Below are 25,075 nucleotides of genomic sequence, written 5' to 3'. Positions count from 1 at the left end.
AGGAAGGGGCGCAATATACTCAGGAAGGTTGCGGTAGCAAGCGGCCATACGAGGTGAAACGAGATCGCGAACGGCTTAGTATCGGCGGCTCAAGTTTCGACCCGAGATTCCGCCATGGCCTCCGCCCCCAAAACCCTCGAAATGCCGACCGTCGACACCGCCTTGCCGGGGCGCGCGGCGGCGATCCCGACGGCCCGGACCCACTTCGTCAACGGCCATCCGCTGAAGGGGCCCTATCCCGACGGGATGGAGGTGGCGGTGTTGGCCATGGGCTGTTTCTGGGGCGTGGAGCGAGTGTTCTGGAAGGTCCCCGGCGTCTATGTGACCGCCGCCGGCTACGCGGCCGGGATCACGCCGAACCCGACCTATGAGGAGGTCTGCACCGGCCGCACGGGCCACACCGAGGTGGTGCAGATCGTGTTCGATCCGCGCTCGGTCACCTACGAGGCCCTGCTCAAGACCTTCTGGGAGAACCACGACCCGACCCAGGGCATGCGTCAGGGCGGCGACATCGGCACGCAATACCGCTCGGGAATCTATGTCACCTCCGACAGCCAGGCCGCCGCGGCGGTGGCGTCCAAGGAGGCCTATCAGCAGGCGCTGAACGCCCAGGGGCTGGGGAGCATCACCACCGAGATCGGCGCGGCCGGTCCGTTCTACTTCGCAGAGGACTATCACCAGCAGTACCTGGCCAAGAACCCCGAGGGTTTTTGCGGCATCGGCGGCACCGGCGTGGTCTGCCCGATCGGCGTGGGCGTGGGGGCATGACCCCCGAAGCGTTCGACGCCGCCGCCCTGGCCCTGCCGGGCGCGACCATGACCATCCAGTGGGGCGCCGACCACGTCTACAAGGTGGGCGGCAAGATGTTCGCGGTGTTGGGCGGGGCGGTGGGCGCGAACGGCTTTTCGCTGAAGGCCTCGGACGTGGCGTTCGAGGTGCTGAGCGAGACGGGCCGCGCCGCGCCCGCCCCCTATCTGGCCCGCGCCAAGTGGCTGCATTTCGCCGACCTGGCCGCCGAGGACGCGGACGAGGTGGCCGACTGGCTGAAGACCGCCCACGGGCTGATCGCCGCCAAGCTGACCCGCAAGGCGCGGGCGGAGATTGGGCTCTAGCGCCGGGGCCTTGCGCCGCGACGGCAAAGGTCCGAACCTGCCGGCGGACGGAGGACTTCATGGCGCCGGCATCCTCGCGCGACAGCCTGGCGACGACCGCGGCCATCGCCCTGATCGCCATGTGCCTGGTCTGCTTCGCGCATGAGGGCCTGGGTCATGGCGGCGCCTGCCTGGCCCTGGGCGGCCGTGTCGAGCTGCTGACCGCGTCGCTGTTCCGCTGCGAGCGGACCTCGCCCCTCATCGACGCGGCCGGGCCGCTGACCAACCTGCTGCTGGGCGGCCTGGCCCTGATCCTGAGCGCGAGGGTTCCGCTCTCGCGCCCCGGCCCGCGGCTGTTCCTGATCCTGGTGGCGGCGTTCAGCCTGTTCTGGGAGGGCGGCTATCTGGTCCAGGCCATGCTGCTGAAAGATGGCGACGCCTATTTCGCCGCGCGCGACCTGCTGGGCGAGGGGCCGTGGTGGCGGGCGGCGCTGGGGGCGGCCGGGGCGGCGATCTATGGCGGGGCGCTGGCGGCGACCTCGCGGGGCCTGAGGGCGCTGTGGCCGGATCTGGCCAGCGCCCGTCGCGTGGCGCGGGCCGCGTGGCTGGCGGCGGTGGTGGGCGTGGCCGCGGCCGCCTTGCTCTATCAGGGGGCGCAGGCGTCGCGGGGCTTCCACGACGCGGTGAGCGAGATCGGCCTTGCCGCCTTGCCGCTGCTGCTGATCCCCAGAGGCCCAAGCGTGGCGTCGCCGGACGTGTCGGCGCGGTTGGCCCTAAGTCCGGCGACCCTGGCCCTGGCGGCGGCGGTCTTCGTGCTGTTCGCCGCGACCCAGGGGCGCGGCCTGGGCGGCTAGGGCGTGACGGCTGAATGAGGAGGCCGGGTTCGGCGTCGGCCCGGCCCTAGGTCGGAAACCGGCTGCACAAGGATTGTTCTTCGCAGCGCACGGTCCGGCAGCCGAACCGGACGAAGCGGTCGAGCAGGCCCGCCCGCTGAAAGGCGTCGAGGTGGACACCCATTTCGCAGGAGAAGCCGGCGGTTTCCTGTGCGCAACGATGGTCATAGTCGGCGATCGCGGCGACCTGGGCTTGGGTCCTGGCGTCGAGGGTCGAATTGAAGGCGCCCAGCAACGCGTCGTAGCTGCCGTCGGCGATCCAATCGACATGGTGGGACGGGCAGGTCCGGGCCAGCCCCGCGCGCCAGGCGGCCCAGCCATCCTCTCCGGCGTTGGCCATGGACGGCGTCAACAGGGCCAGCAGAAGAAGGCGAAGGACCGTCCGGCGCATCAGGTTTCGTCGCGCTTGTCGGTCAGGTGCGGGCCGACGACCACCGGCTGGCGCTCGAGGATCTGGCGCACCTTGCGAACGGCGGTCGAGGCCGGGCTGCGGCGCTGGCGCCAGAGCAGCAGCGCCATCGCGCCGCCGGTCGCCACGGCGAAGGCGATCGGGCCCAGCAGCCAGGCGGCCGCCGCCAGGGCGAAATAATAGCCGCGCACCCCGGCGTTGAAGGCCGACAGGGCGGGGTTGAGGATCGCGCCGGCCGCCTCGGCGTATTCCTCCAGCACCGCGCGCGGGGCCCACATCGGCGTCGCGCCGATGGCGGCCAGGCAGTAATTCATCTGGCGGATGGCCCAGATGAAGTCGAGCAGACCGCGCGCCAGGGCGATCAGCACGACGCCCATCTTGATCTGGAAGACCAGGGCCGAGGCCGGGGCCAGCACGGCCAGGCCCTCGATGCTCTTGAGCGCGTTGTCGCCGCCGAACAGCACCCCGGCCGCCGCGGCGATCAGGATCAGGTTCGACGAGGCGAAGAACGAGGCCGAATTGATCGCGTGGCCCAGCAACTGGCCGTCCAGCAGGGCGATCTCGCGCACCGCCATCTCGGCCATCCATCGGCGGCGGATCACCGTCATGTCGGTGTTGATGACGTTCTTCTCGTGACCCAGCCGCTTGAGCATCGGCTCGTAGAACAGCCAGCAGAACAGGAAGAAGCCCAGGGCCAGCAGATCGATGATCGGCATGGCCATGAACTGCTGGGAGACGGTGAACGGGTGCGAAGGGAACATCGGGCGAGCTTAAGTCGGAAGCGAGAGTCGGTGAAAGAGGGAGCGGCGTCAGTCCTCGAGGATCAGGCTGTGCTTGCCGGTGTCGCGCAGCAGCAGCGAGACGGTCAGGCCCACGGCCATGATCGCCGACACATAGAGGTAGAAGCCGCTCTCCATGCCCTCGTGCTTGAACCACAGGGCGACATATTCCGCCGTGCCGCCGAACGCGGCGTTGCCGATGGCGTAGGGCAGGGCCACGCCCAGGGCGCGCACGTGGGTGGGGAACAGTTCGGCCTTCACCACGGCGCTGATCGAGGTGTAGCCCGACTGCACGAACAGGGCCGCGAAGATCAGGCCGAAGGCGAGCGCCGGGCTGGTCGCCTTGGCGGTCAGGCTGAACACCGGCCAGGCGATCAGGGCCCCCGCCCCGAAGGCGAAGACCAGCATGGTCTTGCGGCCCAGCTGGTCCGAGATCCAGCCGAACAGGGGCTGGATCAGCATGAAGCCGGCCAGGGTGGCCAGGTTGATCGCCCCGGCCGTGGCCTTGTCGAAGCCCGCCGTGTTGGTCAGGAACTTCAGCATGTAGGTGGTGTAGGCGTAGAAGGCCAAGGAGCCGGCGGCGGTCAGGCCGATGATCGCCAGGGCCGGCTTGGGATGGCGCGAGACCAGCGGCGCGGCCAGGGCCACATAGGTCGCGATCAGCAACGCCACCGCGCCATATTGCGCCGTCGCGGCGAACGGCGCCTCGGTGAAGCCCGCGACCATGGATCCGACCGTCGCCAGCAGCAGTGCGCCCACCCAGACGACCTGGCGCCGGCTGACCGGATCGCGGGGCGCGGCGTTCTGGTGCGAGATGCTTTCCTCGATGCCGGTGCGGATCCAGAACACCACCACGGCCAGGGCCGCGCCCACGAAGAACGGGACGCGCCAGCCCCAGTCGGCCAGGTCTTCCTTGCCGAGGGTGTTTTGCAGGATCACCAGCACCAGGGCCGCCACCAGCTGGCCCATGATCAGGGTCACGTACTGGAAGCTGGACCAGAAGCCGCGACGCTTCTTCCCGGCCATTTCGCTCATATAGGTGGCGCTGGCCCCGTACTCGCCGCCCACCGACAGGCCTTGCAGCAGGCGGGCCAGCAGCAGGATCACCGGGGCGGCGTCGCCGATCCTGGCGTGGCCCGGGCACAGGGCGATGATCAGCGAGCCGACGCACATCAGGCCCACGGCCAGGGTCAGGCCGGCCTTGCGCCCCTTGCGGTCGGCATAGAGGCCCATCAGCCAGGCCCCGACGGGGCGCGCCCCGAAGCCGACCGCGAAGATGGCCGCGGTCTGCATCAGCTGGGCGGTCTGGTCGCCCTTGGGGAAGAAGACCTTGGCGAAATAGATCGAGAAGGCGGCGTAGGCGAACCAGTCGTACCATTCGACCAGATTGCCGGCCGACCCGCCGAGGATGGCGCGGGCCCGGCGCCATGCGCTCATGGGTGCGGCCTGGGGCGCGGCGGCCTGGGGCGTTGTCGCCGCAGCGGTGTTGGTCATGTCGCCCCCCGTGTCGTTGGGAGGGACCTTAGGCGAACATGGGTCGTCCGGGGAAGGGCGTGCGGGCGGCTCGGGGACACACGCGGGCGTGCGCCCCCGGACCGCCCTGGCGCCGCTAGATTCTGCCGATCAGGACCAGGACGATGATGATCACGAGGATCAGGCCCAGGCCGCCGGACGGATAGTAGCCCCACGAGCGGCTGTGGCCCCAGGTCGGCAGGGAGCCGATCAGAGCCAGGATCAGGATGATGATGAGGATCGTGCCGAGCATGTCCGTCTCCGTTGCATCCGAGCGCCCTGCGCGTCGGGGTTAGGCGGAAGGAATGCGAGAAGCGCGGCCAAGGTTCCGCGACGGCCCCGCGCCACGGCGGCGGAGGGCTAGGGTTCGGGGGGCTTTGGCGACTGCCGCCGCCTCCACCAGCGCCTCAGCTTGGCGCGGTTGGCGAACGCCAGGCCCAGGACGGTCAGCACCCCGCCGATCGCCCACTGCAGGCCCGTCATCCGCTCCATCTGCCAGGTCAGCCAGTCCAGGAAGCCGATCTTCACCGACATCTCATGGACCAGGGCGGGGCGCTCCAGTTCGATCGGGCCGTCCGGCGTGATCAACTCGTTAAAGATCCGCAGCGTCAGGACGGTCTTGCCGGGGCGTGTGGGCTTCACCAGCCACTCGAAAGTGACGTTCTGCAACGCCGTGACGTCGCGGACCGTCTGCTCGGGCTTGTCGATCTCGACATTGAGGCCTGTCAGTTCCGCGCGCACCCTGCGGCCGATCGCGACGGGCTTCTCCTCGACCTGGCCGCCGCTCTTGACCGCGGCGGCGTCCAGGGCGGTTTCCGCCGCCGCGCGGTCCGCCGAGGCGATGATGACGGTAATTGGCGTTTGCTTGCCCCAGGGCAGCTGGTCGCGCCACTTCACCAGGACGGGCATCGTGCGGATCTGCTGGTCGGCCAGTTCGGCCAGATACCGCGTGCGTTCGGCGGCGTCGCAAGCCGGATCCGGCGCGGCGGCGGCGCAGGGCGAGGCGGCGGGGCTGGGCGCTTCGCTGGCCGCCTTGTAGGCGACGTCGCAACTGGCGGCCAGGAGTCCCGCCAAGACGGCGGAGGTCAGGATCGCGGCGGGCCGTCGGGCGAGGCGGCGAACGAAGGCCCGTCCCAGGAGGCAGGAGAGCCCTATTGCGACGATGAGGAACAAGACGAGCAAGCCGACCATTCGCACCCCTCCGGAGCGGGCGGCGTCATCCTGGGGCTATCGGCGCGGGATGGCAACCATGGCGAGTGGCGGCGAATCGGCTCGTCCGGTGCGTCAGCCGCCGGAGCAGTCCTCGGCCTTGCGCAGGCCCACGGCCCACAGGGCGCCGATCACCGCGCCCTTGACGCGGGGCAGCAGCATCAGGGTCAGGGCGGCCAGCGGCAGCACGGTCAGCGGCACCACCAGCGTCGGCGACATCTTCCATATGAACGGGAACAGCAGCAGCGGCGCGACGACCAGATGGCCGATGATCAGGATCGTGAAATAGGCCGGGCCGTCGTCGGCCGGATAGCGCGCCAGGTCGTGGCCGCAGACCTCGCAGTCGAGATCGACCTTCAGATAGCGCGTGTACAGCCGTCCCTCGCCGCAGTTGGGGCAGCGATGGCGGACGCCGCGCTTCATGCCGGTCAGCATGCTGGCCGGCTGGAGGCTGGAGGGGGACGGCTGGTCGTTCATGGGCGTGGATATGCCTCCGCGACGGTTCCGGCGAAAGGGGGCGCACGGTCGCATGCGCCATTTTGAATCAGTTTTCGTTGAGATGAACGGCTGGCGGCTCAAGAATTCGCCCGCAAGGCGAGCCAGTAAAAACGGCGATACTTGGGCGGTTAACCACAAACGTTTCGGGGGTTTGTGGATAAGTCGCGGTCCGCCTTGGAAAAACGCGGCGAAGGCGTGGTCGAATGGCGCGCCAGCTTAACTATCACAAGGTTCGCGGACTCCGGTTGGGCGAAGTCCGCAACCCTTGATCCTGCGACTATTTGGCGTCCTTGGCGGTGTTGGTCACGGCGCGGCCGGCGGCCGAAACGTCCCTGCCGACGCCTTCGACGGTGTTGCAGGCCGAAACCATCAGGGCGGCGGCCGCGGCGGCCAGGATCACGATCTTGCGCATGGAGAGCTCTCTGAAGCTGGAGAATGGCGGCGGACCTTAACCTTGGCCCACGGCCACGTTCAAGCGCGTGACCACGGCGAAGTCATGGCGCCTGACGCGGTCCTCGGCGCTTGCCCGGCTGGTAGTCCTCCTTCACGTGCCCCTTCAATTCCGTCTCGGTGAACAGCACCGGCTTGGTGCGCATGGTCGCGAACAGCGGGGTCTGGTCGGCATAGTGCAGCGAGGCCGCGTCCAGGGTGGCCGAGCCGAACTGGTGGATGCTGTCGGAATGCACCGCGCCGGTCGCGTCCCAGCGCACGAACATGATCAGGGTGTCGCCGGCGTCGGCGGTCAGCGTGCCGTCCTTCTGGGGGACGCCCCACACCGAGCGGTAGGTGTCGGCGCCGCCGTCGATCGGCAGGTCGACCTTGCCGCGCCGGATGCGGTTGACCTGCCCCCATTCCGGGTCGAGGCGGCCGAAGTTCGCCTTCAGGGTCAGAATCGCCGCCTTCAGGCTGTCGAGCGGGGTCGGGGGCGTGTCGCCGTTGATCTGGGCGACCAGGATCGGCTGGATCGTCAGCGAGGCCAGGGCGGCCGCGCGGTTGTGGACGTCGGTGCGGCGGTCCCAGCCGCGCAGGACCGCCTGGGCGGCCTTCAGGTCGGCGTCGGTCCCCGGATCCAGCGCCGTCAGAGCCTTGATCATCGCCACCTCGGACGAACGCTCGCTGTAGGTGATGTCGAACTTGTAGCGGCGGAAAGCCTCTTCGGTGATCGCGCGATCGGCGCCGACCAGTTCCTGGATGCGCAGGGCGCGGTTGGTGACGTTGGTCTGCAGCCCCTCGCTGGCCGGGAAGTCGGCGGGCTTGAGGTTGTCGGCCGGGTCGCTGGCCAGGAACGGGCTGTTGTTGGAGTTGTAGACGTAGCCCGACTTGGGGTTCCACAGCTGGGGGATGGCCTCGACCGGGCGGTAGCCTTGCCAGATCAGGTCGGAACGGTCGCCGGGCTGCACGCCGCGCCAGTCCACGCCCTCGCGGCGGTTGGGATACTGGCCGTTGTGGACGAAGCCGATGTTCCCGGCGGCGTCGGCATAGATGTAGTTCAGGCTGGGCAGGGCGTGGGTGGCGATGCCCGCCCGCCACTCCTCGATGTTCCGCGCCTTGTTCAGCCGCCAGTACTGCAGCGGCTGGCGGTACTCGCCCATGCCGGCGTAGCGCAGGGCGAACAGGCCGTGCTTGGTCTCCAGCACCGGGCCCTGGACGGTGCGCAGGGCGTGCTTGGTCACCGGGATGACGATCGGCCCCCACAGCTTGATCTTCAGCTTCACGTCGTGCCGCTGGAAGTCGCGCCAGGCGCCGTCCAGCCGGTACTGGTTCTTGTTCTGGGGATTGATAACCAGGCGGTAGGCGTCGAACAGGTCGGGCTTGGAGACCGTGTTGGCCCAGCCGAGATTGGCGTTGTGTCCGTGCAGCATGAACGGCGCGCCAGGGAAGAAGCCGCCGGCCACATGCCAGCCTTCGCCGCTCTCGACCACGGCCTCGTACCAGGCCACGGGACCGGTATAGGGCTGGTGCGAATTGACCAGCAGGCGGGGCAGGTGGTCGGCGGTGCGCGACGGGGCCAGGGCCAGGCCGTTCGAGCCCTTGGGCGGGGCCTTCTGCGGCTCCTCGGGCGCGTTCAGCCGCTTCAGCTCGCCGTCCAGCCCGTAGAAGAACGGCTGCTTGAACACGAAGCCGGCCAGGGCGTCCTTGCCGCTCAGCGGCAGCAGGCCCGGCGTCACCGCCTTGGGATGGGTGGCGGCGTAGTAGTTGACCCCGTCGGCATAGGCCTCGAGCATCACGCGCAGGTCGGCCGGCAGCTTGGGATAGCCCGCCTCGACCGTCGGCCAGACGTCCAGCAGGCCGACCAGATAGTCGGTGACCGCCGCCTTGGGGCCGTCCCGGCGGGCCAGGGTCCCGCGCGTGGCCAGCACCACCGACTGCATCGTGGCGAAGTCGTCCTCGGACTGGGCGTAGGCCAGGCCGAACGCCGCGTCGGCGTCACGCTTGCCCAGGATGTGGGGCACGCCCCATTCGTCGCGGCGGATGCGCACGTCGTAGGCGTCGGCCCGGGCGACCAGGGCCTGGATGTCGGGCTTGGGAGGTTGGGTTGCGAGGTCCAGTCCGACCAGGGCCAGCACGGCGACCAGCGCCAAACAGACGACGGCCGACAGGCCTCGCAGGATCCACCGCATGACGTTCCGCCCCTATCGCTCTTTGCGCGCGATGATGGGCGCGGATCGCCCTCCGCGAAAGGTGGACCTTGGGGAAAGGCCAGGCTTGGCCGGAAACGGCGAGCCTTAGGCGCTTTCGCCGTCTCCGCCGGAGCCGTTGGAGCGCAGGGGGCCGTCCACGACGCCGAAGTCGCGCGAGCGCATCCTGCCTTCGGCCAGCTCAATGCCTTCGGCTTCCAGGCCGCGCTTGAGCAGTTCGCGCACGGCGGCGGCGCGGCTGGGCATGCGGCGCGCGAAGCGCCAGTCGTCCAACGCGGCGAGCTCCTCCTGCGTGAGCATGATCTGCAGGCGTTCGGGGCGGGTTAGATCGTTCATCGGTCTCGGCCCCCGGAAAAGGGGCGGCTCTCCTATTGTCCGGTGGAGCTAACGCGCGAGCATCGCCATCGGGTTCCATCGAAACTCAAGAACCGCACTTGGCGGAAAATATGCCACTTACTCATTAGGCGCGCTAGGCGTGTTTCGCTAAGCAAGCGCCAAGTGATTAAAACGCTTAGTTTAAGTCATTGATCAGTCGAGTTCCCGACAGAAGGCGTTTTTCATAAGGTAGATAAATAAAGCTCGGATTCTTTGTCAAACAAACCTATCGCGTTTCTATTCGGTTTGTGCTTCTATGGGGCGACGGAATATCCTGCCGCCTTATCGAAAGCTCCCAGCCATGGACGTCGAGCACCGAGAGTTCGGTGATGCGGCCGTTCGCCGTGCCGGGTCTGACGACCGGCTCAGCGAAGCCCAACATCGCATCGCCAACAACCTGGCCCTGATCGCCGGCTATACCCGGCTGCAGGCCACGCGGCTCTACAAGGCCGACCGGCCGCTGTCGGCCCGCGAGGCCTGCATCGCGCTGGAGGAAGTGGCGGCCCGGATCGAGACGGTCGGCGAGTTGCATCGTCTGCTGTCGGACGCGCCGGGTCACGGTCTCGGCGGAGGCGGCGTCGACCTGGGCCGTTTCCTGGCCAAGCTGTGCACCAGCCTGATGCAGACCGTCAGCTTCGCCGGCGACACGGTCATCACCCACAGGGACTCGGGCGGATGCATGGTGCGGCCGGACCAGGCCACGCCGGTGGCCCTGATCGTCAGCGAACTGGTGACCAACGCCTTGAAATACGCCCATCCCACCGGCGTGGCCGGTCGGATCCGGGTGTCGTGCCGGTCGGTCGGCGGCGGTCTGGTGGTCGAGGTGACCGACGACGGGGTGGGGCTGAGCGAGGATTTCAACCCGCTCAGCGACGGCGGCCTGGGCTTCCGCGTGGTGCGCGGCCTGGCCCGCCAGCTGGGCGCGGACCTGGTCTACGAGTCCGGCGACATCGGCCTGACCGTGCGGCTGACCCTCGGCGCCGACGAGGAGCATCGAGTCATTCCCCTGTGGCCCGACCGGGACTAAACGCTCGCGTTCTAGGGTTTTACCGGATGGCGGCCCCTACGCGGATGCTGCAACCTGAACGGGCTTGCAGACGTCGAGGTGTCCTCCCCCGATTCCCCTCGACGCGCCGGGCCGCCTACTTCCGACGGGGCGAGTCCAGCCGCAGGCCGAGAGCCGGCCGGGGTGTCCCGACGCACGAATTCGGCCGGCTCTCCCCCATCCTTCCATCCGAAGACGCGCGCGCCGCCCGCCTATGGCGCGGTCTTGGCCGTTTCCGGCGCTTCCTCGACGGGCATGTCCAGGCCGCCCAGGCCCGCGGCCTTGATGGCGTCGCGCAGCTTGGTGACGGGCTCGCCGGTCCCGGTGGTGAAGGTCAGCGCGCTGGGCTCGGCGCGATTTTCCGCCAGGTTGCTGAAGGCCGGACCGCCGGGCGCGTCCGGGTTCAGCGCGACGGCGTAGGTCTTGCCCGGCAGTGTCGTGCACAGCAGGACGAAGGTCTTGTCGTCGTTGAGCAGGCGAGGGGTCTTCAGGCAGTCCAGCCGCTCGCCGCCGGTTCCCAGGGCGTAGGCGAAGTCGCGCGGCGTCATCTGCTGGTCGAACACCACCTTCAGGACCAGCACGCCGGGGGCGATCGTCTCGCCGCCGGTCGGCCAGGTGGCGACCACCTTGGGCTTTTGGGTCGGCGGCATGACCGTGACGGGCGAGACCGGCGTCGGCGTCTCGGCCCGCGGCTTGGCCGTCTGGGCCGTCTCGGCTAGAACCGGACCGGCCGCGAGCCACGGGAGCAGGGCGAGGCCCAAGAGGCGAATGGGGAAAGCGGCGCGCATGGGCCTCAACGTGCGGTCAAAGCACGGCGTTCTCAAGGCGCCGCTTTAAGGGAAACGCGTTCGGATCGGTCCCTACCGCGTCATCCAGGGCTTGCTCTTGCTGCTCGAGGCGGCCGCGGCGGCCTGCTCGCGCTGGAACCGACCGCCGCGCGGCGGCTTCGGCTTGGCGGCGAGCGCGGCCTTCTTCAGGCGCAGGGCGCGCTGGATCGGGGTCTCGCCGGGAATCTCGGGGTGGTCTTCAGGCTTGTCGGTCATGGACGGGCTTCTAGCACGGTTGGCGGCGATACGTCCCGACCCCGAACCGCCGCCCGAGCCAAATCCTGGCGTCGGGCCGTCGCTTGGGGCATCGTCGCCGCGTGGGCGACTCGGCGATCAACGGCAAGACGTGGAACGAGGCCGAGCAGGACTTGGTGGTCGGCGACTATCTGGTCATGCTCGACAAGGTGATGACCGGCCGCGCCTACGATCCGGCCAACCACCAGCGCGCCCTGCGCTTCGTCACCAACCGCTCGGGCGGGGCGATCACCTTCCTGCAGGGCGAGATCTCGGCGATCCTGACCCTGATCGGCCTGCCCACCCTGAAGGACCATCCGCCGCGCTGGGACTTCGGCGACAGCCTGGTCGACTCGATCGACCGCTGCCTGACCGCCAAGCCGACCGCGCTCAAGGACCTGTCCCAGCCGCCGGCTCTGCTGGGCTGTACGGTCGCGCCCATCCTGGCCGAGGGCGCGCCGTCGCGGGCCCACCACGTCCCGCCCAGCGAGCGGGCCGAGCGGCTGGTCGCCAAGTACGACCCCGCCGCCCGCGATCAGGAGGCCCGCATGCTGGCCCGGATCGGCGTGGCCGCCGCCCTGGTCTACGAGCAGCGGCGGCTGGAGGAGCGCGGCCGAGCGGACCTGGCCGCCCAGATCCGCCTGGCCCTGCCGCCGGATGACGAGGGCTGCGACCTGGTCAGCTTCAGCCGCACCGGCGCCGCGCGCCGCATCGCCGTCAAGACCACCACCGGCGGCCCGGCCACGCCGTTCCGGCTGACCCCCGCCGAGGAAGCCCTCCGCGAGGCCCAGCCGGGCGCGTTCATCGTCTATCGCCTGTACGACGTGGCGCGCGAGGCCCGGGTGTTCCGGGTGCGGGCTCAGCCCCAGGCTCAGGCGTCCCAGACCTAGGCGTCGATGTCCCAGCCCAGCGCCACCCTGCCCGAATAGCGCCGCTGCGGCGCGTCCTGCAGGGGGTGGAACCGCGCGCCCTGGATGTCGCGGAACGCCCGTTCCAGGCCGGTGTCGCGGTAGAACGACAGCCCGCCGACCGCCTCCATGGCCCGCTCGACCGCGGCGATCGCGCCCTGGGCCAGCAGGGTGCGGCAGATCATGGCGCGGTTGGTGGTTTCGGGGCCGGGGACGCCGGTCTCGGCCGTGTCGACCATCCGCTCCCAGGCCATCTCGGCGCCGGCGAAGGCGTTCTCCATCGACCCGATCAGCTCGGCCAGGTGCGGGTCGGGCGCCTTGCGTCCGGTGATCGCCAGGGCCTGGGCCCGCGCGCTCTCGGCCACGCCCAGATAGGCCGAATAGATCAGGGCGAAGGCGATCATGGCGATGATGTGGAACAGCGGATGCCATGGCCCGCTGGGCCGCCGGCCCGAAATCGCCGCCTCGGGCACGAACACCTGCGACAGCACCACGTCGTGCGAGCCGGTGCCGCGCATGCCCAGGGTGCGCCAGGTCTCGACGATCTCGACCCCTTGGGCCTTCAGCGGCACGGCGAAGTGCAGCACCGTTGGGCCCCCCTCGGGCCCTTCCTCAGGATTTTGCCAGACCGCGCTGGTCACCAGCAGGTCGCCGGCCAGACAGCCGCTGGAGAACGCCTTGCGGGCGGTGATCGCAAAGCCGCCCTCGACCTTGACCGCCTGGCCGCCGCTGGCCAGCCAGTCCGACCCGCCGCTGGACACCAGCACCAGGTCCTCGGCGGCGACGCGCTTGAGCAGGCCCTCGGTCGGCGCGCCCTGCTTGCGCCAGCGCCAGGCGGCGACGGCCACCAGGTGGCTGTGCATGGCGAAGGCCAGGGCGGTCGAGCCGCAGGCCGCGCCCAGGCGGCGGATGACCTGGCAGATCTCGGCGACCTCCGCCCCGCCGCCCCCGAACTCGACGGGGACCAGGGCCTTGAAGAAGCCCTCGGCCTTCAGCTGGGCGTAGGCGTCGGCCACGAAGCTGTCGTCGGCGTCGTGGGCGGCGGCTTGGGCGGCGATCGTCTCGGCCAGGCGGTCGGCGCGGGCCAGCCAGTCGATCCTGTCAGCGACGGGGGCGGCGGCGGTTTCGGGAACGGCGGTGTCGAGCGGCATGTCTTGAACCTTCTTGTCGGAGGCGGGGCTCGACCCCGCCGGTTCCGTGACCTTGCCCAAGGCGCGCCTCCGCCAGCTAGTTCAGCAACTGAACCTGGCCGGTACAGTCACTGAACTAGTCCGCCCGGCCCGGCGGCCTTAATCTAACATCGTTCTGTCTTTCGGAGGTGGCGATGTCTCAGCGCAGCTATGGGCAATTCTGTCCCGTCGCGATGGCGGCCGAGGTGCTGTGCACGCGGTGGACCATCGTGCTGCTGCGCGAGATGATCGCCGGCTCGACCCGCTTCAACGACCTGCGGCGCGGCGTGCCGCGGATGTCGCCGGCCCTGCTGGTCCAGCGCCTGCGCGACCTGGAGGACGCCGGGGTGGTGCGCCGCGTCGCCGGCCGCGACAGCGGGGTGTTGGAATATCACCTGACCCCGGCCGGCCGCGAGCTGGAGACCATGATCGAGGCCATGGGCCTCTGGGGCCAGCGCTGGGTGACCACCGAGCTGTCGCTGCAGCACCTCGACGCCTCGCTGCTGATGTGGGACATGCGCCGCAACATGAACCTGGAGCCGATGCCCCGGCGGCGCAGCGTCATCCAGTTCCTCTACGCCGAGCGGCCGGCCAGCGAGCGGTCCTGGTGGCTGATCGTCGAGCCGAACGCGGGCCCCCACGCGAGCAGGGCCGGCGCGCCGGTCGACCTGTGCTCGGTCGACCCCGGCTTCGACGTCGACCTCTATGTCGCCGCCGACCTGCGGACCATGACCGCTATCTGGATGGGCCTGGACACCGTCCGCGCGGCGCTGGACGGCCAGCGCCTGCTGCTGACCGGCGACGCCGACCTGGCGTCGGACATGCAGTCCTGGCTGGGCCTCAGCCCGTTCGCCAAGACGCGAAAGATGGCGAGCTGATCAGCGGGAGGGGAAGGGCGGAGACGCCGGCGGCCAGGTCCGGTTCGGCCGCCGGATCGCCGGCTTCGGCTCGGGACCATGGAAGTCCATGACCACCCCCTCCAAATCCTTCAGGACGTACTCGGTAAAGTGCACGGCCTTCGCCATCGCCTCGGCGTCATCCTCGCCCAGGTAGCGCCTGCGAAATTCCCGCACACGCCGCCGAAAGACGTGCGGCACCTTGTCGGGGTCCTTCAGCATGAAATAGGCGATCGCGACCACCTGCCGGAACATGATCTCCACCTCGCGCTCGACCGCCTCTCGGGTCGGCCGCCAGTCCACATAGGCGCCGCCATCATCCGGATAGCCGTCGGTGGGCGAGGCCGGCGGTGGGGCGAGGCGTTCCAGCTTCTGGACCAGGTTGGTCAGGCGCAGCGCCTCGTCCTCCCGCCCGTCGTGGATCGCCCTGGCCAGCCGCGCCATCGCGACCGCCCGCAGGTCCGCCGGATCGGTCGAGAGCGTCGGATCGGGCGCCGGCGCGGCGGCGGCCTCCCGTCGCGCCTCGGCGTCGGCGCGAACCTCCGCGACATGGGCCCGCGCCACGGCGTCGCCATGGCTCTTCTTGGTCCAGCCGTCCTTGCAGGCGTGGCGGTAGATGCTGGTGGGCGAAACCTTCCACTTGGCGCCGAGCGCCCGGGCCGTGGCGCCGTTGCGATATTCCTCACCGATCTCGGCCCAGGATTCCTCCGACAGGCGGAACCAGGTGGGCGGGGCGTCGTCCAGGCGTCTGCTCATAGGCAGCATTATCTCGCGCCGGGAGTGAGGGAGGATAAGTTGGCGCAAGAGGGCTGCAAAGCCTTATGGGGCATGGAGCGGAATGCGGGCGATCCGGAGGATGGACGCTAAGGCACCGCGTCGAGCGCCCACCGCCCGAACTCCGGCCGTTCCTTCAGCCGCGCGTAATAGGCCTCGACCGCCGGCAGCGCGGCCCGCGCCATCGGCGTCGCCTTCCAGCGGTGCACCGACACCCCCAGCACCACGTCGGCCAGGGTGAAGTCGTGGCCGGCGGCGTGGGCGCCGGTCTCTTGCAGGCGCTGGTCCAGGATGGCCATGGCCTTGTTCCAGGCCTCGACGCTGGCGGCGATCCTGACCGAGTCGTCATAGCCCGGCGTCGGGCGGCCCAGGGCCAGGAAGGCGTAGCCCCAGGTCGGGTTCAGGGTGGTGGCCTGCCAGTCCATCCACTGTTCGACCCCGGCGCGGGGCCGCGGCTCGAGCGGCAGCAGATGGCCGTGGCCGAAGCGGGCGGCGAGATAGCGGCAGATGGTGTTGCTCTCGTAGAGCGCGCCCTGCTCGTCGATCAGCACCGGCACCAGGCCGTTGGGGTTCAGGGCCAGGAACTCGGGGCTGCGGGTCGAGGCGAAGCCCGTCCCCCAGTCCTCGCGCTCATAGGCCAGGCCCAGCTCGTCGCAGGTCCACAGCACCTTGCGGACGTTCAACGATGAGGTGCGGCCGAGGATCTTGAGCATGGGGCGGTGCTATTCCGCCGCTTCGATCCGGGCGTCGCCGGCGTCGGGCGCCCGCCATTTGGACCAGATGCCGGGAGCCAAGGTTTTGCTCACCCGCAGAAGCTCGATGCCCACAACGCGGCCGTCCTCGCCGTAGTCGAGGACCACGCCCGGCGCCACCTCCTCGGCCTCGTGCGGCTTGGTGTCGGACAGCGGGATATAGGCTGCGTCAGCTTGGGGATCGTAGGTAGGCTCACGACGCATCGGGTGGTCTCGCGTTGCGGTCCGGGAAGACCGATACGACGCGAATATGGTCCTCTTCCTCCACGCACGCCACCCTGACGTGGCGGATGAAGCCGGGCGGTCGCCCAAAGCGGCGTTCGACGGCGGGGGCGTCGGGATCCAGCTCGACCCAGTCGGGTTGGCGGACGATGGCCTCGACGATCTCACGCGTGAGGCCGTAGCGCGGCATGCGTTCGACAAGGGCGTGACGGGTGAAGCGCAGCGGCTTCATGGACGTAGGAGAGCGTCAAAGCATGAGCTCGTCACCCCTAACCTGAAGTGCATATTCGGAGTGACAAGGCGAAGGCTGCATGCCGATGGGCCTTCTTCCCTCGGATGCTGCTAGCAATCAGGTCGTGGATTCGATGTAAGCCGCCGCCACCGCCTCGGCGACCTTGATGCCGTCGATGGCGGCCGAGAGGATGCCGCCGGCGTAGCCCGCGCCTTCGCCGGCCGGGAACAGGCCGGCGGTGTTGAGGCTCTGGAAGTTCTGGCCCCGGGTGATGCGGATCGGCGAGGAGGTGCGGGTTTCCACGCCGGTCAGCAGCACGTCCGGGTGGTCGTAGCCGGCGATCTGGCGGCCGAACACCGGCAGGGCCTCGCGCATGGCCTCGACCGCGAAGGCCGGCAGGCACTGGGCCAGGTCGGTCATCTCGACGCCCGGCCGGTAGGAGGGCTGCACCTCGCCCAGCGCTTCCGACGGCCTTCCCGCCAGGAAGTCGCCGACCTTCTGGGCCGGGGCGGCGTAGGTCGAGCCGCCCGCCACATAGGCCAGGCTCTCCCACTTGCGCTGGAACTCGATCCCGGCCAGCGGGTGGCCCGGATAGTCGCGCTCGGGGTCGATGCCGACCACGAAGCCGGAGTTGGCGTTGCGCTCGTTGCGCGAATACTGGCTCATGCCGTTGGTCACGACCCGCTCGGGCTCGGACGTCGCCGCCACCACCGTGCCGCCCGGGCACATGCAGAAGCTGTAGACCGTGCGGCCGTTGGCGCAGTGGTGGGCCAGGCTGTAGTCGGCCGCGCCCAGGTCCGGGTGGCCGGCGCAGGCTCCGAACCGGGCCTTGTCCATCCACGACTGCGGATGCTCGATCCGCACCCCGATCGAGAACGGCTTGGCCTCGATATGGACGCCCCGGTCGTACAGCACCTGGAAGGTGTCGCGGGCGCTGTGGCCGACGGCCAGCACCACGCGGTCGGCCGCCAGATAGCCGCCGGTCGACAGGTGGAGGCCCTTCAGCCTGCGCGATCCATCGGCGGCGGTCTCGATGTCGAAGTCGTCGACCCGATGCTGCCAGCGGTATTCGCCGCCCAGGGCCTCGATGGTCTCTCGCATGCTCTCCACCATCGTCACCAGGCGGAAGGTGCCGATGTGCGGGTGGGCCTCGGTCAGGATCTCCTCGGGCGCGCCGGCCTTGACGAACTCCTCCAGCACCTTGCGGCCCAGGTGGCGGGGGTCCTTGACCTGGCTATAGAGCTTGCCGTCCGAGAAGGTGCCCGCGCCGCCCTCGCCGAACTGGACGTTGGACTCCGGGTTCAGCTCGCCGCGCCGCCACAGGCCCCAGGTGTCCTTGGTCCGCTCGCGCACCACCTTGCCCCGGTCCAGGATGATCGGCTTGAAGCCCATCTGGGCCAGGATCAGCCCGGCGAACAGGCCGCAGGGTCCCGCGCCGATGACGACGGGGCGGGTGAAGTCCTTCGGCGCCTGGGCGACCAGCCGATAGTCGGTGTCGGGCCGAGGCCGCACCTGGCTGTCCCGCTCGAACCGCGCCAGCACGGCCGCCTCGTCGCGCAACGCGACATCCACCGTATAGACCATCAAGATCGCCGCCTTCTTCCGCGCGTCATGGGCGCGGCGGGCGATGGCGTGGCTGATCAGATCGCGTTCGGGGATGCCCAGGCGGTTGCAGATCGCCGGGGCCAGAGCCTCGGGCGGATGGCCGAGGGGGAGTTTGAGGTCGGAGAGGCGGAGCATGGGGCGGGTTTAGCTGGGGCGGGCGAGTTTCGCCACTGCGGTGGCCGGGACGGCGCCCTCAGCTCTGGCGCAGCTCCGCGAAGAAGGTCTCGAGCAATACGCCACGTTCGACATAGGGCTGATGGCGCCGAAAATGCGCCGTGACGTCCGCGACAATCTGTTCTGGCGTGCGGGCGTCTTCGGTCGATTTCGCCGCCCAGGCGCGGCCGGGGTGCAGGGTGTCCCAGGGCGAGCGCTTGTTGGCGCGGGTCGTGGCGCTATCGCCATGCTTGCCTAGGCCGTAGAGCAGGTTGGTCTCGCTGTTCCAGATCGGCCGGAAGAGGTGGATCAAATAGTCCTCCGCCGCCGTTTCCCACCCCGATTGCACGACAAGGAAGCGCGCGTCGAAGTCAGCGATTTCGAGCGTGGTGTCGGCCTTGATGATGTTCTTGCGGTGCTCGTTCAGGCGGGCGGCGAGGCGAGGGCCTTGATCCCGCGCCGTGTGCGCGCCCTGTTCGCCCGGCGCGGCCTGACCCACATAGATCGGCGTCTCGGACCCCGACAGCGGCGCGTACAGCGGATAGGCGCCGCGATAGTAGATCGCATAGACGCCCGAGCCGTAGAATTGGCCGATATCGGCCAGGGGAACACGCTCCTGCGCCACCATGGCCAGGGCCGTGAAGCGGCCGATCACCTTGGGATTGCTGGGATCGAACACCGACCGCGGCATGGCGATGGGATCGAGGCGACGTAGCGCGGCTTCCAGCGTCTCGATTAGATCGCGAAGTTCGCTGTCGACCTTTCGACGGGCCGTCGGCGCGAAAGGCGCGCTCGCGGCCAGTTCGGTCAGGGACGCGACCCGTGCTCGCAAGGCGGCGATCTCGACATCGAGGGAAACGGGTTTGTTCACGCCGCGTAGCGTAGCTTCCTCGCGACGTCCTTGCCAATGACTTCCGCCAACCGCACCGGAACGGCGTTGCCCAGTTGGCGCATGGTTTCGCTCCACGAGCCGTGGAAGACGAAGTCGTCGGCGAAGGTCTGCAGGCGGGCGCTTTCGCGAACGCTGAAGTAGCGCACCGTGCCGTCGGGCCGGGCCAGCATGTTTTCACCACCGGGCACGCCATGAACGCCGGCCTTCAGGGTCTTGGCGGGGTCGTCCAACGGGCTGCCGGTGTGACCCGCGTAACTGCGCGCGCCGGACTGGAAACGATGGTTGGCGATCTTCCGCGCGGCCTGGGGCTCGAATTCGGGATCGGGAAGGTCGCCGATGGCATCGCGCACGGTGCGCCAAGCGATGGCGTCTGGCTTGGCCTCCAGGCGCTGGGCGCGGACCGGCATGTCGAGCACGCTCGGGCGCGCGGCCTTGGCCACCTTGTGGCGGTCCCAATAACGACCGTCACGGTGTTGTTCCCAAAGCAGGGCGTCGGACGAATGGGTGGCGAGCGGGAAGCTCCATTCGACATCAAGATCGTCGCGAAAGCCGACGAAGATCACCCGCTCGCGCTTCTGGGGCACCCCGTGGTCCGCGGCGTTCACCACCTGGATCACGACGCGATAGGCCAGGCCATCACGCGTGCCGTGGGTATGGTGGCGTTCCAGTCGCGCCAGATGCTCGGCCCAGTCCTCATCGGGCTTGGCGATCACCTCGGGATGTTCGAGCTGCAGGCGGATATATTCGAAATAGTTGCGGAACGTCGCCCGGGTCAGGCCCTTGACGTTCTCGAAGATGAAGGCGCGCGGCCGCGTCTCGCGCACGGCGCGGATGGCCTGGGGGAACATGTCGCGCGCGTCGTCATAGGCCTTGTGCTTGCCGCCTAGCGAGAATGGCTGGCAGGGCGGGCCGCCCGACACCAGGTCGAGCTTGCCTTCGAGCGACCGGAAGTCGACGCCGCGCACGTCGCCCTCGACCTCGGGCCAGCCGTGCATCGGCGAGCGCGGCAGGTCGCGGTTCTCGCGGATGGTCTCGCGGCAATAGCGATCCCATTCCACCACCTTGGCCGGGGTGAACCCCGCCCTGTGAAGGCCCATGCCCAGCCCGCCGGCGCCCGCGAAGAGTTCGATCGACTTCATGAGTCCAAGAATGTTCTAATTTCGTTCTCTAGGAAAGCCTCGTTCTTGAGCTCGCATTCCCAGAGGATCAGCGCGCTCCAGCCCAGGGCCTCGAGCTCCTCGAGTTGGCGCAGATCGCGAGCGCGATTGCCCTCCAACTTGGGGATCCAGAAGTCCTGCCGCGATTTGGGGAGTCGCGCCAGCTTGCAATCGGGATCGGGATGCCGATGCCAGAAACAGCCGTGAACGAAGATCGCCTTCCTGCGGCCGGGGAACACCAAGTCAGGCCGCCCGGGCAGCTTCGCGCCGTGCAGCCGATAGCGGTAGCCCATCCGGTGGACCAGCCGCCGCACGGTCATCTCGGCGCTCGACCCCTTGCCCTTGACCCGGGCCATGCGGGCGCTGCGCTCGGCGGGGGTCAGGGTGTCCATGGTCGTTAAGTGTTCAATCGGAAGAAGGGATCAATCCCCGTCCATCTTCAGCGCGGCGATGAAGGCTTCCTGCGGGATCTCGACCTTGCCGAACTGGCGCATGCGCTTCTTGCCGGCCTTCTGCTTGTCCAGCAGCTTGCGTTTGCGCGAGGCGTCGCCGCCGTAGCACTTCGCCGTGACGTCTTTGCGCAAAGCTCTAACCGTTTCGCGGGCGATGATCCGGCCGCCGATCGCCGCCTGGATGGGGATGACGAACATGTGCTGGGGGATGAGCTCCTTCATCTTCTCGCACATGCCTCGGCCGCGGCTTTCGGCGCGGTCGCGGTGGACCAGCATCGACAGGGCGTCGACGGGCTCGGCGTTGACCAGGATCGACATCTTCACCAGGTCGCCGGGCCGGTAGTCCTCGACCTGGTAGTCGAACGAGGCATAGCCCTTCGAGATCGACTTGAGGCGGTCGTAGAAGTCGAAGACCACCTCGTTCAGCGGCAGGTCGTAGACCACCATGGCGCGGCTGCCGACATAGGAGAGCTCGCGTTGCGCGCCGCGACGGTCCTGGCACAGCTTGATCACGCCGCCCAGATACTCGTCGGGGGTGAAGATCGTCGCCTTGATCCAGGGCTCGCTGATGCTCTCGATGTGCATCGGGTCGGGCAGGTCGGCGGGGTTGTGGAGCTCGATCTCCGTGCCGTCGCGCATGTGGATTTTGTAGACCACCGACGGGGCGGTCGCGATCAGGTCGAGGTCGAACTCGCGGGACAGGCGCTCCTGGATGATCTCCAGGTGCAGCAGGCCCAGGAAGCCGCAGCGGAAGCCGAAGCCCAGGGCGGCGCTGGATTCCATCTCGTAGGTGAAGCTGCCGTCGTTCAGGCGCAGCTTGCCGACCGCGGCGCGCAGGTCCTCGAAGTCGGCGGCGTCGACCGGGAACAGGCCGCAGAACACCACCGGCTGGACGTCCTTGAAGCCGGGCAGGGCCTTTTCGGTGGGTCTCTTCTCGTCGGTCAGGGTGTCGCCGACGGCGGCGTCGGCCACTTCCTTGATCTGGGCGGTGAAGAAGCCGATCTCGCCGGGGCCGAGGCTCTCGACGGGGGTGTTCTTGGGCTTGAAGACGCCGACCCGGTCGACCAGGTGGGTCGAGCCGTGCTGCATCATCTTGATCTTCTGGCCGGCCTTCAGGCGGCCGTCGAAGACGCGGACCAGAACCACGACGCCCAGATAGGCGTCGTACCAGGCGTCGACCAGCAGCGCCTTCAGCGGCGCGTTCTCGTCGCCCTTGGGCGGCGGCAGGCGGGTGACGATGGCCTCCAGCACCTCGTGGATGCCGACGCCCGACTTGGCGCTGGCCAGGACGGCGTCGCTGGCGTCCAGGCCGATCAGGTCCTCGATCTGGGCGCGCACGCGCTCGGGCTCGGCGGCCGGCAGGTCGATCTTGTTGAGGACCGGGACGATCTCGTGGTTGTTGTCGATGGCCGAATAGACGTTGGCCAGGGTCTGGGCCTCGACGCCCTGCGAGGCGTCGACGACCAGGATCGAGCCTTCGCAGGCGGCCAGGCTGCGGCTGACCTCGTAGGCGAAGTCGACGTGGCCGGGGGTGTCCATCAGATTGAGGATGTAGGTCTGGCCGTCGTCGGCCTTGTAATCCAGACGCACGGTCTGGGCCTTGATGGTGATCCCGCGTTCCTTCTCGATGTCCATGTTGTCCAGGACCTGGGCGGTCATCTCACGCGCGGTGAGGCCCCCGGTCTCCTGGATCAGCCGGTCGGAGAGGGTCGATTTGCCGTGGTCGATATGGGCCACGATCGAGAAATTGCGGATGCGGTCGAGAGGCGTCGAAGTCATGGCGCTGCGTCTAGCATATTTGCGGCGTTTCGCGAGTGTCGTTCCGCCCGGGCGCGGGAGGAACGGTCATGGTTAACTCGCCGTTAAGCTCCAGGCCGCAAACCCGACTCAAAGGGTTGAGACAGTCTAGGCCGTTGGAATCGTGAGAGAGCACATGGACCGCCGCAAGCTGATCCTTTCGGGCATGGCCACCGCCGGACTGAGCGCCTGCGCCAGCACCGCCCAGGAGCGTCCGGGCGATCCGCCGCGCCAGTCGCAGTACGACACCGGCCGCGCCCAGACCTATTCGGCCGACGAGATGATCCGCAGCGGCTCGGACTTCCTGGGCGTGACCGCCGAAAGCATCGGGGCGGTGATCGAGCGCGCCTTCCGCGACAACGGCCAGCCCACGGGCTACATCGCCGGCGAAGAAGGCTCGGGCGCCATCGGCGTGGGCCTGCGCTACGGCCGGGGCCTGCTGTACATGAAGGGCAAGGACACCCAGGAAGTGTTCTGGCAGGGCCCTTCGGTGGGCTGGGACTGGGGCGGCAACGCCAGCCGGGTCTTCACCCTGTGCTATAACCTGCAGTATCCGGACGCCATCTTCCGCCGCTTCCCGGGCGTGGAGGGCACGGCCTATCTGATCGGCGGCCTGGGCGTGAACTACCAGCGCGCCGACAGCATCACCCTGGCCCCGATCCGCGCCGGCGTCGGCCTGCGCCTGGGCGCCAATGTCGGCTACCTGGCCTATAGCCGTAAGCGCAACATCCTGCCGTTCTAGCAAGGTCCTCCCCCCGTGGGGGAGGCGGCCGAAGGCCGGTGGGGGGAGTTCTAGGGACGTCGACCCAGGTCGCGGCCGTCTTCCGATCACTCCCCCCTCCGTCGGCTTCGCCGACACCTCCCCCACAGGGGGAGGACTTATAGGCGCTTGGACTCGCGAGAGTTTCTCGCCATTATCAATCTCCACGGGAAAGTCCGGCCGCGCGGGGACGTCGGTTCGCGGCGGCGGGACCGCGCCGCTGAGCGCGCCCGACGCGAGGAAGCGCCATGTTCGAGCGGCTCAAGCGCACCTGGTTCGTCTGGCTGGCGCTGGCGCTTGTCTGCGCCGTGGTCCTGCCCCGGCTGATCGACGCCAGGGCGGCCCCGGCTTCGCATCGGCCGGCGACCCAGGTCGCCGCGGCGTCGCGCTTCGTCGTCCGCGACCCGAACGGCACGGCCATCGGCTGGCTTAACATCAAATACCCCCGCACGATCCGCGAGAACGAGGAGGGGGTGCTGGAGGCCGAGTACACCACCGGCGACACCCACTGGACCGGCGCGGCCCAGGAGGGGGTGAAGGCGGGCGCCGAGGATGAATACGACTACGGCTACGGCGATGTGCAGCCGCCGGCGGGCATGAAGGTCGAGCTCAGCGGCGCCGACCTGGCCCTGACCCCCGCTCCGACCCACGAGTTCGACGTGCAGCGCATCGCCGCCACCGGCGTCGAGCGGGTCAAGTGGATCGTCTCGCCCAAGGCCGAGGGCGACCATGTGCTGCTGGTGCGCTTCAACGTCACGCCGGCCACGTTCAAGGCCATCCCGATCTCGGCCAACGGCCAGGCGCAAGGGTCCGATCCGCAGATCCTGCTGCCGGTGAAGGTGTTCACGATCTACGGGGTGCCCAAGGCGACGGTGCTGATCGCCAAGGGCGGGGTGGGGCTGGCCTCGTTCCTACTGACCCTGCCGGCGGCGTTCGTGCTGTTCGAGCGGTTCACCAAGAAGAAGCCCAAGGCGAAGTCGCGGCGCAAGCCGACCGGCGGCGCGCCGGGTTAGTCCGCCGTCACCGTCACGCTCTGGCTGACCATGTTGGCCTGGCCGAAGATGGTCAGGAAGGCCACGTCCGCCGCGTCGCGGCCGTAGGCGATGCGGACCAGGCCGTCGATCGGGGCCAGGCCGGTGGGATCCAGCAGGCGCCAGCGGCCGCCGACGAAGACCTCGGCCACGGCGTGGAAGTCGGGCGGGTGCAGGCCCAGGGCGTAGACGCTGGCCACCCGGGCCGGAATGTCGCTGGCCCGGCACAGGGTGACGGCCAGGTGGGCGAAGTCGCGGCAGACGCCGGCTCGCTGGACATAGGTCTCCAGGGCGGTGGTGCGCCAGTCGCTGCACGGGCGGTATTCCAGATGTCCGATGATCCACGCGACGATGGCCGCGACGCGCTCGCCGCCGCGCAGGTTTCCGAACTTCTGGTCGGCGATGGTCTCGAAGGTGTCGGACGGGCAGTAACGGCTGCCGCGCAGATAGGGCAGGGTTTCGATCGGCAGTTCGGCGACCCGGTGCTGGACGGCGCCGGCCAGGTCCATCTCGCGATGGGCGATCTCGACCACGGCGGTGTAGACGATGGCCAGCCGGCCCTGGTGTTCGAAGGCCACGCGCCGCTCGCCGCTGACCGGGTCGTCGCGGCGCACGAAGGTCAGGGGCGGATCGAAACTCAGATGCTCCTCGACAACCGTCTGGTCCGGCGCGACGGCGGCCTCGATTTGCAGCAGGGATTCCGCCCGTTCGGGATAGTCGTAGTCCAGCCGCGTCTCGATCCGCACGCGCATCGCCGTCGTCTC

30 protein-coding genes are annotated in these 25,075 nt (G+C 69.0%); 8 read left to right on the top strand and 22 right to left on the bottom strand.

Annotation, left to right across the window (positions count from 1 at the left end; all coding sequences use genetic code 11):
* Window positions 1-114 precede the first annotated feature (114 nt).
* Genes msrA through ASD21_RS14380 form a run of 3 tightly spaced genes read left to right on the top strand, consistent with a single transcriptional unit; the run spans window position 115 to window position 1,945 of the window.
* Window positions 115-768, top strand: coding sequence for a peptide-methionine (S)-S-oxide reductase MsrA (gene msrA / locus ASD21_RS14390; protein ID WP_056442313.1), 654 nt, complete (start codon window positions 115-117; stop codon window positions 766-768).
* Window positions 765-1,112, top strand: coding sequence for an MmcQ/YjbR family DNA-binding protein (locus ASD21_RS14385; RefSeq protein WP_056442311.1), 348 nt, complete (start codon window positions 765-767; stop codon window positions 1,110-1,112). The genes msrA and ASD21_RS14385 overlap by 4 nt, the downstream gene beginning before the upstream one ends.
* Window positions 1,113-1,171: 59 nt before the next feature.
* A complete protein-coding gene (locus ASD21_RS14380) occupies window positions 1,172-1,945 on the top strand; it encodes a hypothetical protein (RefSeq protein ID WP_056442308.1) in 774 nt (257 codons plus the stop codon).
* A gap of 46 nt (window positions 1,946-1,991) precedes the next feature.
* On the opposite strand, the gene ASD21_RS14375 is transcribed toward ASD21_RS14380, so the two are convergent.
* The 9 genes from ASD21_RS14375 to ASD21_RS14340 all read right to left on the bottom strand — a co-directional run bounded on the left by ASD21_RS14375 (window position 1,992) and on the right by ASD21_RS14340 (window position 9,366).
* Complete coding sequence (locus ASD21_RS14375; RefSeq protein ID WP_056442305.1) at window positions 1,992-2,375, bottom strand: hypothetical protein; 384 nt, start codon at window positions 2,373-2,375, stop codon at window positions 1,992-1,994.
* Window positions 2,375-3,109: a DUF599 domain-containing protein gene (locus ASD21_RS14370; RefSeq protein WP_056442506.1), complete on the bottom strand. Its 735-nt coding sequence runs from the start codon at window positions 3,107-3,109 to the stop codon at window positions 2,375-2,377. The genes ASD21_RS14375 and ASD21_RS14370 overlap by 1 nt, the downstream gene beginning before the upstream one ends.
* Before the next feature lie 93 nt (window positions 3,110-3,202).
* The gene (locus ASD21_RS14365; RefSeq protein WP_056442302.1) at window positions 3,203-4,666 is read right to left on the bottom strand and encodes an MFS transporter; all 1,464 of its coding nucleotides are present in this window, start codon (window positions 4,664-4,666) and stop codon (window positions 3,203-3,205) included.
* A 115-nt stretch (window positions 4,667-4,781) separates the two neighbouring features.
* Complete coding sequence (locus ASD21_RS23405) at window positions 4,782-4,937, bottom strand: DUF3309 family protein (RefSeq protein WP_082554770.1); 156 nt, start codon at window positions 4,935-4,937, stop codon at window positions 4,782-4,784.
* Window positions 4,938-5,044: 107 nt separating this feature from the next.
* Entirely contained in the window at window positions 5,045-5,758 is a 714-nt protein-coding gene (locus ASD21_RS14360) for a hypothetical protein (protein WP_156398381.1), read from the bottom strand.
* A gap of 210 nt (window positions 5,759-5,968) precedes the next feature.
* Window positions 5,969-6,370: a DUF983 domain-containing protein gene (locus ASD21_RS14355; RefSeq protein WP_056442296.1), complete on the bottom strand. Its 402-nt coding sequence runs from the start codon at window positions 6,368-6,370 to the stop codon at window positions 5,969-5,971.
* Between the two features lie 298 nt (window positions 6,371-6,668).
* The gene (locus ASD21_RS14350) at window positions 6,669-6,803 is read right to left on the bottom strand and encodes an entericidin A/B family lipoprotein (RefSeq protein ID WP_056442293.1); all 135 of its coding nucleotides are present in this window, start codon (window positions 6,801-6,803) and stop codon (window positions 6,669-6,671) included.
* A gap of 82 nt (window positions 6,804-6,885) precedes the next feature.
* Window positions 6,886-9,012, bottom strand: a complete 2,127-nt coding sequence (locus ASD21_RS14345) for an acylase (RefSeq protein WP_056442290.1) — start codon at window positions 9,010-9,012, stop codon at window positions 6,886-6,888.
* A 105-nt stretch (window positions 9,013-9,117) separates the two neighbouring features.
* Window positions 9,118-9,366 carry a hypothetical protein gene (locus ASD21_RS14340; protein ID WP_056442288.1) on the bottom strand — a complete coding sequence of 83 codons (249 nt, stop codon included), beginning with the start codon at window positions 9,364-9,366 and terminating at the stop codon, window positions 9,118-9,120.
* Between the two features lie 340 nt (window positions 9,367-9,706).
* Here ASD21_RS14340 and ASD21_RS14335 point away from each other — a divergent pair, with 340 nt between their 5' ends.
* Window positions 9,707-10,432, top strand: coding sequence for a sensor histidine kinase (locus ASD21_RS14335; RefSeq protein WP_056442285.1), 726 nt, complete (start codon window positions 9,707-9,709; stop codon window positions 10,430-10,432).
* A gap of 230 nt (window positions 10,433-10,662) precedes the next feature.
* Here ASD21_RS14335 and ASD21_RS14330 read toward each other — a convergent pair whose 3' ends face one another.
* Both ASD21_RS14330 and ASD21_RS14325 read right to left on the bottom strand, forming a co-directional pair.
* Window positions 10,663-11,238: a hypothetical protein gene (locus tag ASD21_RS14330; RefSeq protein ID WP_056442283.1), complete on the bottom strand. Its 576-nt coding sequence runs from the start codon at window positions 11,236-11,238 to the stop codon at window positions 10,663-10,665.
* Between the two features lie 72 nt (window positions 11,239-11,310).
* Window positions 11,311-11,493 (bottom strand): hypothetical protein, encoded by a 183-nt coding sequence (locus ASD21_RS14325; protein ID WP_056442281.1) that lies wholly within the window; start codon window positions 11,491-11,493, stop codon window positions 11,311-11,313.
* An 83-nt stretch (window positions 11,494-11,576) separates the two neighbouring features.
* Here ASD21_RS14325 and ASD21_RS14320 point away from each other — a divergent pair, with 83 nt between their 5' ends.
* Complete coding sequence (locus ASD21_RS14320) at window positions 11,577-12,401, top strand: protein NO VEIN domain-containing protein (protein WP_235523804.1); 825 nt, start codon at window positions 11,577-11,579, stop codon at window positions 12,399-12,401.
* On the opposite strand, the gene ASD21_RS14315 is transcribed toward ASD21_RS14320, so the two are convergent.
* Complete coding sequence (locus tag ASD21_RS14315; protein WP_056442503.1) at window positions 12,398-13,570, bottom strand: acyl-CoA dehydrogenase family protein; 1,173 nt, start codon at window positions 13,568-13,570, stop codon at window positions 12,398-12,400. The two genes, ASD21_RS14320 and ASD21_RS14315, sit on opposite strands and share 4 nt — an antisense overlap.
* Window positions 13,571-13,743: 173 nt before the next feature.
* Between ASD21_RS14315 and ASD21_RS14310 the strand changes: the two genes are divergently transcribed.
* A complete protein-coding gene (locus ASD21_RS14310) occupies window positions 13,744-14,466 on the top strand; it encodes a winged helix-turn-helix transcriptional regulator (RefSeq protein ID WP_056442275.1) in 723 nt (240 codons plus the stop codon).
* Here the strand turns inward: ASD21_RS14310 and ASD21_RS14305 are convergent, their stop codons facing one another.
* From ASD21_RS14305 to lepA, 9 genes are all read right to left on the bottom strand, one after another.
* Window positions 14,467-15,240 carry a hypothetical protein gene (locus ASD21_RS14305; protein ID WP_056442273.1) on the bottom strand — a complete coding sequence of 258 codons (774 nt, stop codon included), beginning with the start codon at window positions 15,238-15,240 and terminating at the stop codon, window positions 14,467-14,469.
* A gap of 107 nt (window positions 15,241-15,347) precedes the next feature.
* Window positions 15,348-15,971 (bottom strand): glutathione S-transferase family protein, encoded by a 624-nt coding sequence (locus ASD21_RS14300; protein ID WP_056442270.1) that lies wholly within the window; start codon window positions 15,969-15,971, stop codon window positions 15,348-15,350.
* A gap of 9 nt (window positions 15,972-15,980) precedes the next feature.
* On the bottom strand, window positions 15,981-16,214 hold the full coding sequence (locus ASD21_RS14295) for a DUF2283 domain-containing protein (RefSeq protein WP_056442268.1): 234 nt from the start codon (window positions 16,212-16,214) through the stop codon (window positions 15,981-15,983).
* On the bottom strand, window positions 16,204-16,464 hold the full coding sequence (locus ASD21_RS14290; RefSeq protein ID WP_056442265.1) for a DUF4258 domain-containing protein: 261 nt from the start codon (window positions 16,462-16,464) through the stop codon (window positions 16,204-16,206). Before ASD21_RS14290 ends, ASD21_RS14295 begins: the two co-directional genes overlap by 11 nt.
* Before the next feature lie 117 nt (window positions 16,465-16,581).
* The gene (locus tag ASD21_RS14285) at window positions 16,582-18,204 is read right to left on the bottom strand and encodes an NAD(P)/FAD-dependent oxidoreductase (protein WP_056442263.1); all 1,623 of its coding nucleotides are present in this window, start codon (window positions 18,202-18,204) and stop codon (window positions 16,582-16,584) included.
* A 58-nt stretch (window positions 18,205-18,262) separates the two neighbouring features.
* On the bottom strand, window positions 18,263-19,093 hold the full coding sequence (locus ASD21_RS14280; RefSeq protein WP_056442261.1) for an Eco29kI family restriction endonuclease: 831 nt from the start codon (window positions 19,091-19,093) through the stop codon (window positions 18,263-18,265).
* Complete coding sequence (locus ASD21_RS14275; protein ID WP_056442258.1) at window positions 19,090-20,253, bottom strand: DNA cytosine methyltransferase; 1,164 nt, start codon at window positions 20,251-20,253, stop codon at window positions 19,090-19,092. The genes ASD21_RS14280 and ASD21_RS14275 overlap by 4 nt, the downstream gene beginning before the upstream one ends.
* Window positions 20,250-20,663, bottom strand: coding sequence for a very short patch repair endonuclease (locus ASD21_RS14270; protein ID WP_056442254.1), 414 nt, complete (start codon window positions 20,661-20,663; stop codon window positions 20,250-20,252). The genes ASD21_RS14275 and ASD21_RS14270 overlap by 4 nt, the downstream gene beginning before the upstream one ends.
* Before the next feature lie 30 nt (window positions 20,664-20,693).
* Window positions 20,694-22,502: a translation elongation factor 4 gene (lepA, locus tag ASD21_RS14265; protein ID WP_056442252.1), complete on the bottom strand. Its 1,809-nt coding sequence runs from the start codon at window positions 22,500-22,502 to the stop codon at window positions 20,694-20,696.
* A gap of 154 nt (window positions 22,503-22,656) precedes the next feature.
* Here lepA and ASD21_RS14260 point away from each other — a divergent pair, with 154 nt between their 5' ends.
* Both ASD21_RS14260 and ASD21_RS14255 read left to right on the top strand, forming a co-directional pair.
* Complete coding sequence (locus tag ASD21_RS14260; RefSeq protein ID WP_056442249.1) at window positions 22,657-23,262, top strand: DUF1134 domain-containing protein; 606 nt, start codon at window positions 22,657-22,659, stop codon at window positions 23,260-23,262.
* Between the two features lie 266 nt (window positions 23,263-23,528).
* Entirely contained in the window at window positions 23,529-24,293 is a 765-nt protein-coding gene (locus tag ASD21_RS14255) for a hypothetical protein (protein ID WP_056442246.1), read from the top strand.
* Here ASD21_RS14255 and ASD21_RS14250 read toward each other — a convergent pair.
* Window positions 24,290-25,063 carry a transglutaminase-like domain-containing protein gene (locus tag ASD21_RS14250; protein WP_056442243.1) on the bottom strand — a complete coding sequence of 258 codons (774 nt, stop codon included), beginning with the start codon at window positions 25,061-25,063 and terminating at the stop codon, window positions 24,290-24,292. The genes ASD21_RS14255 and ASD21_RS14250 overlap by 4 nt on opposite strands.
* Between the last annotated feature and the right edge of the window lie 12 nt (window positions 25,064-25,075).

Source organism: Caulobacter sp. Root1455 (assembly GCF_001426905.1).
In the GTDB taxonomy this organism is placed as follows: Bacteria; Pseudomonadota; Alphaproteobacteria; order Caulobacterales; family Caulobacteraceae; genus Caulobacter.
This window is presented reverse-complemented; position numbering and strand designations above follow the sequence as displayed.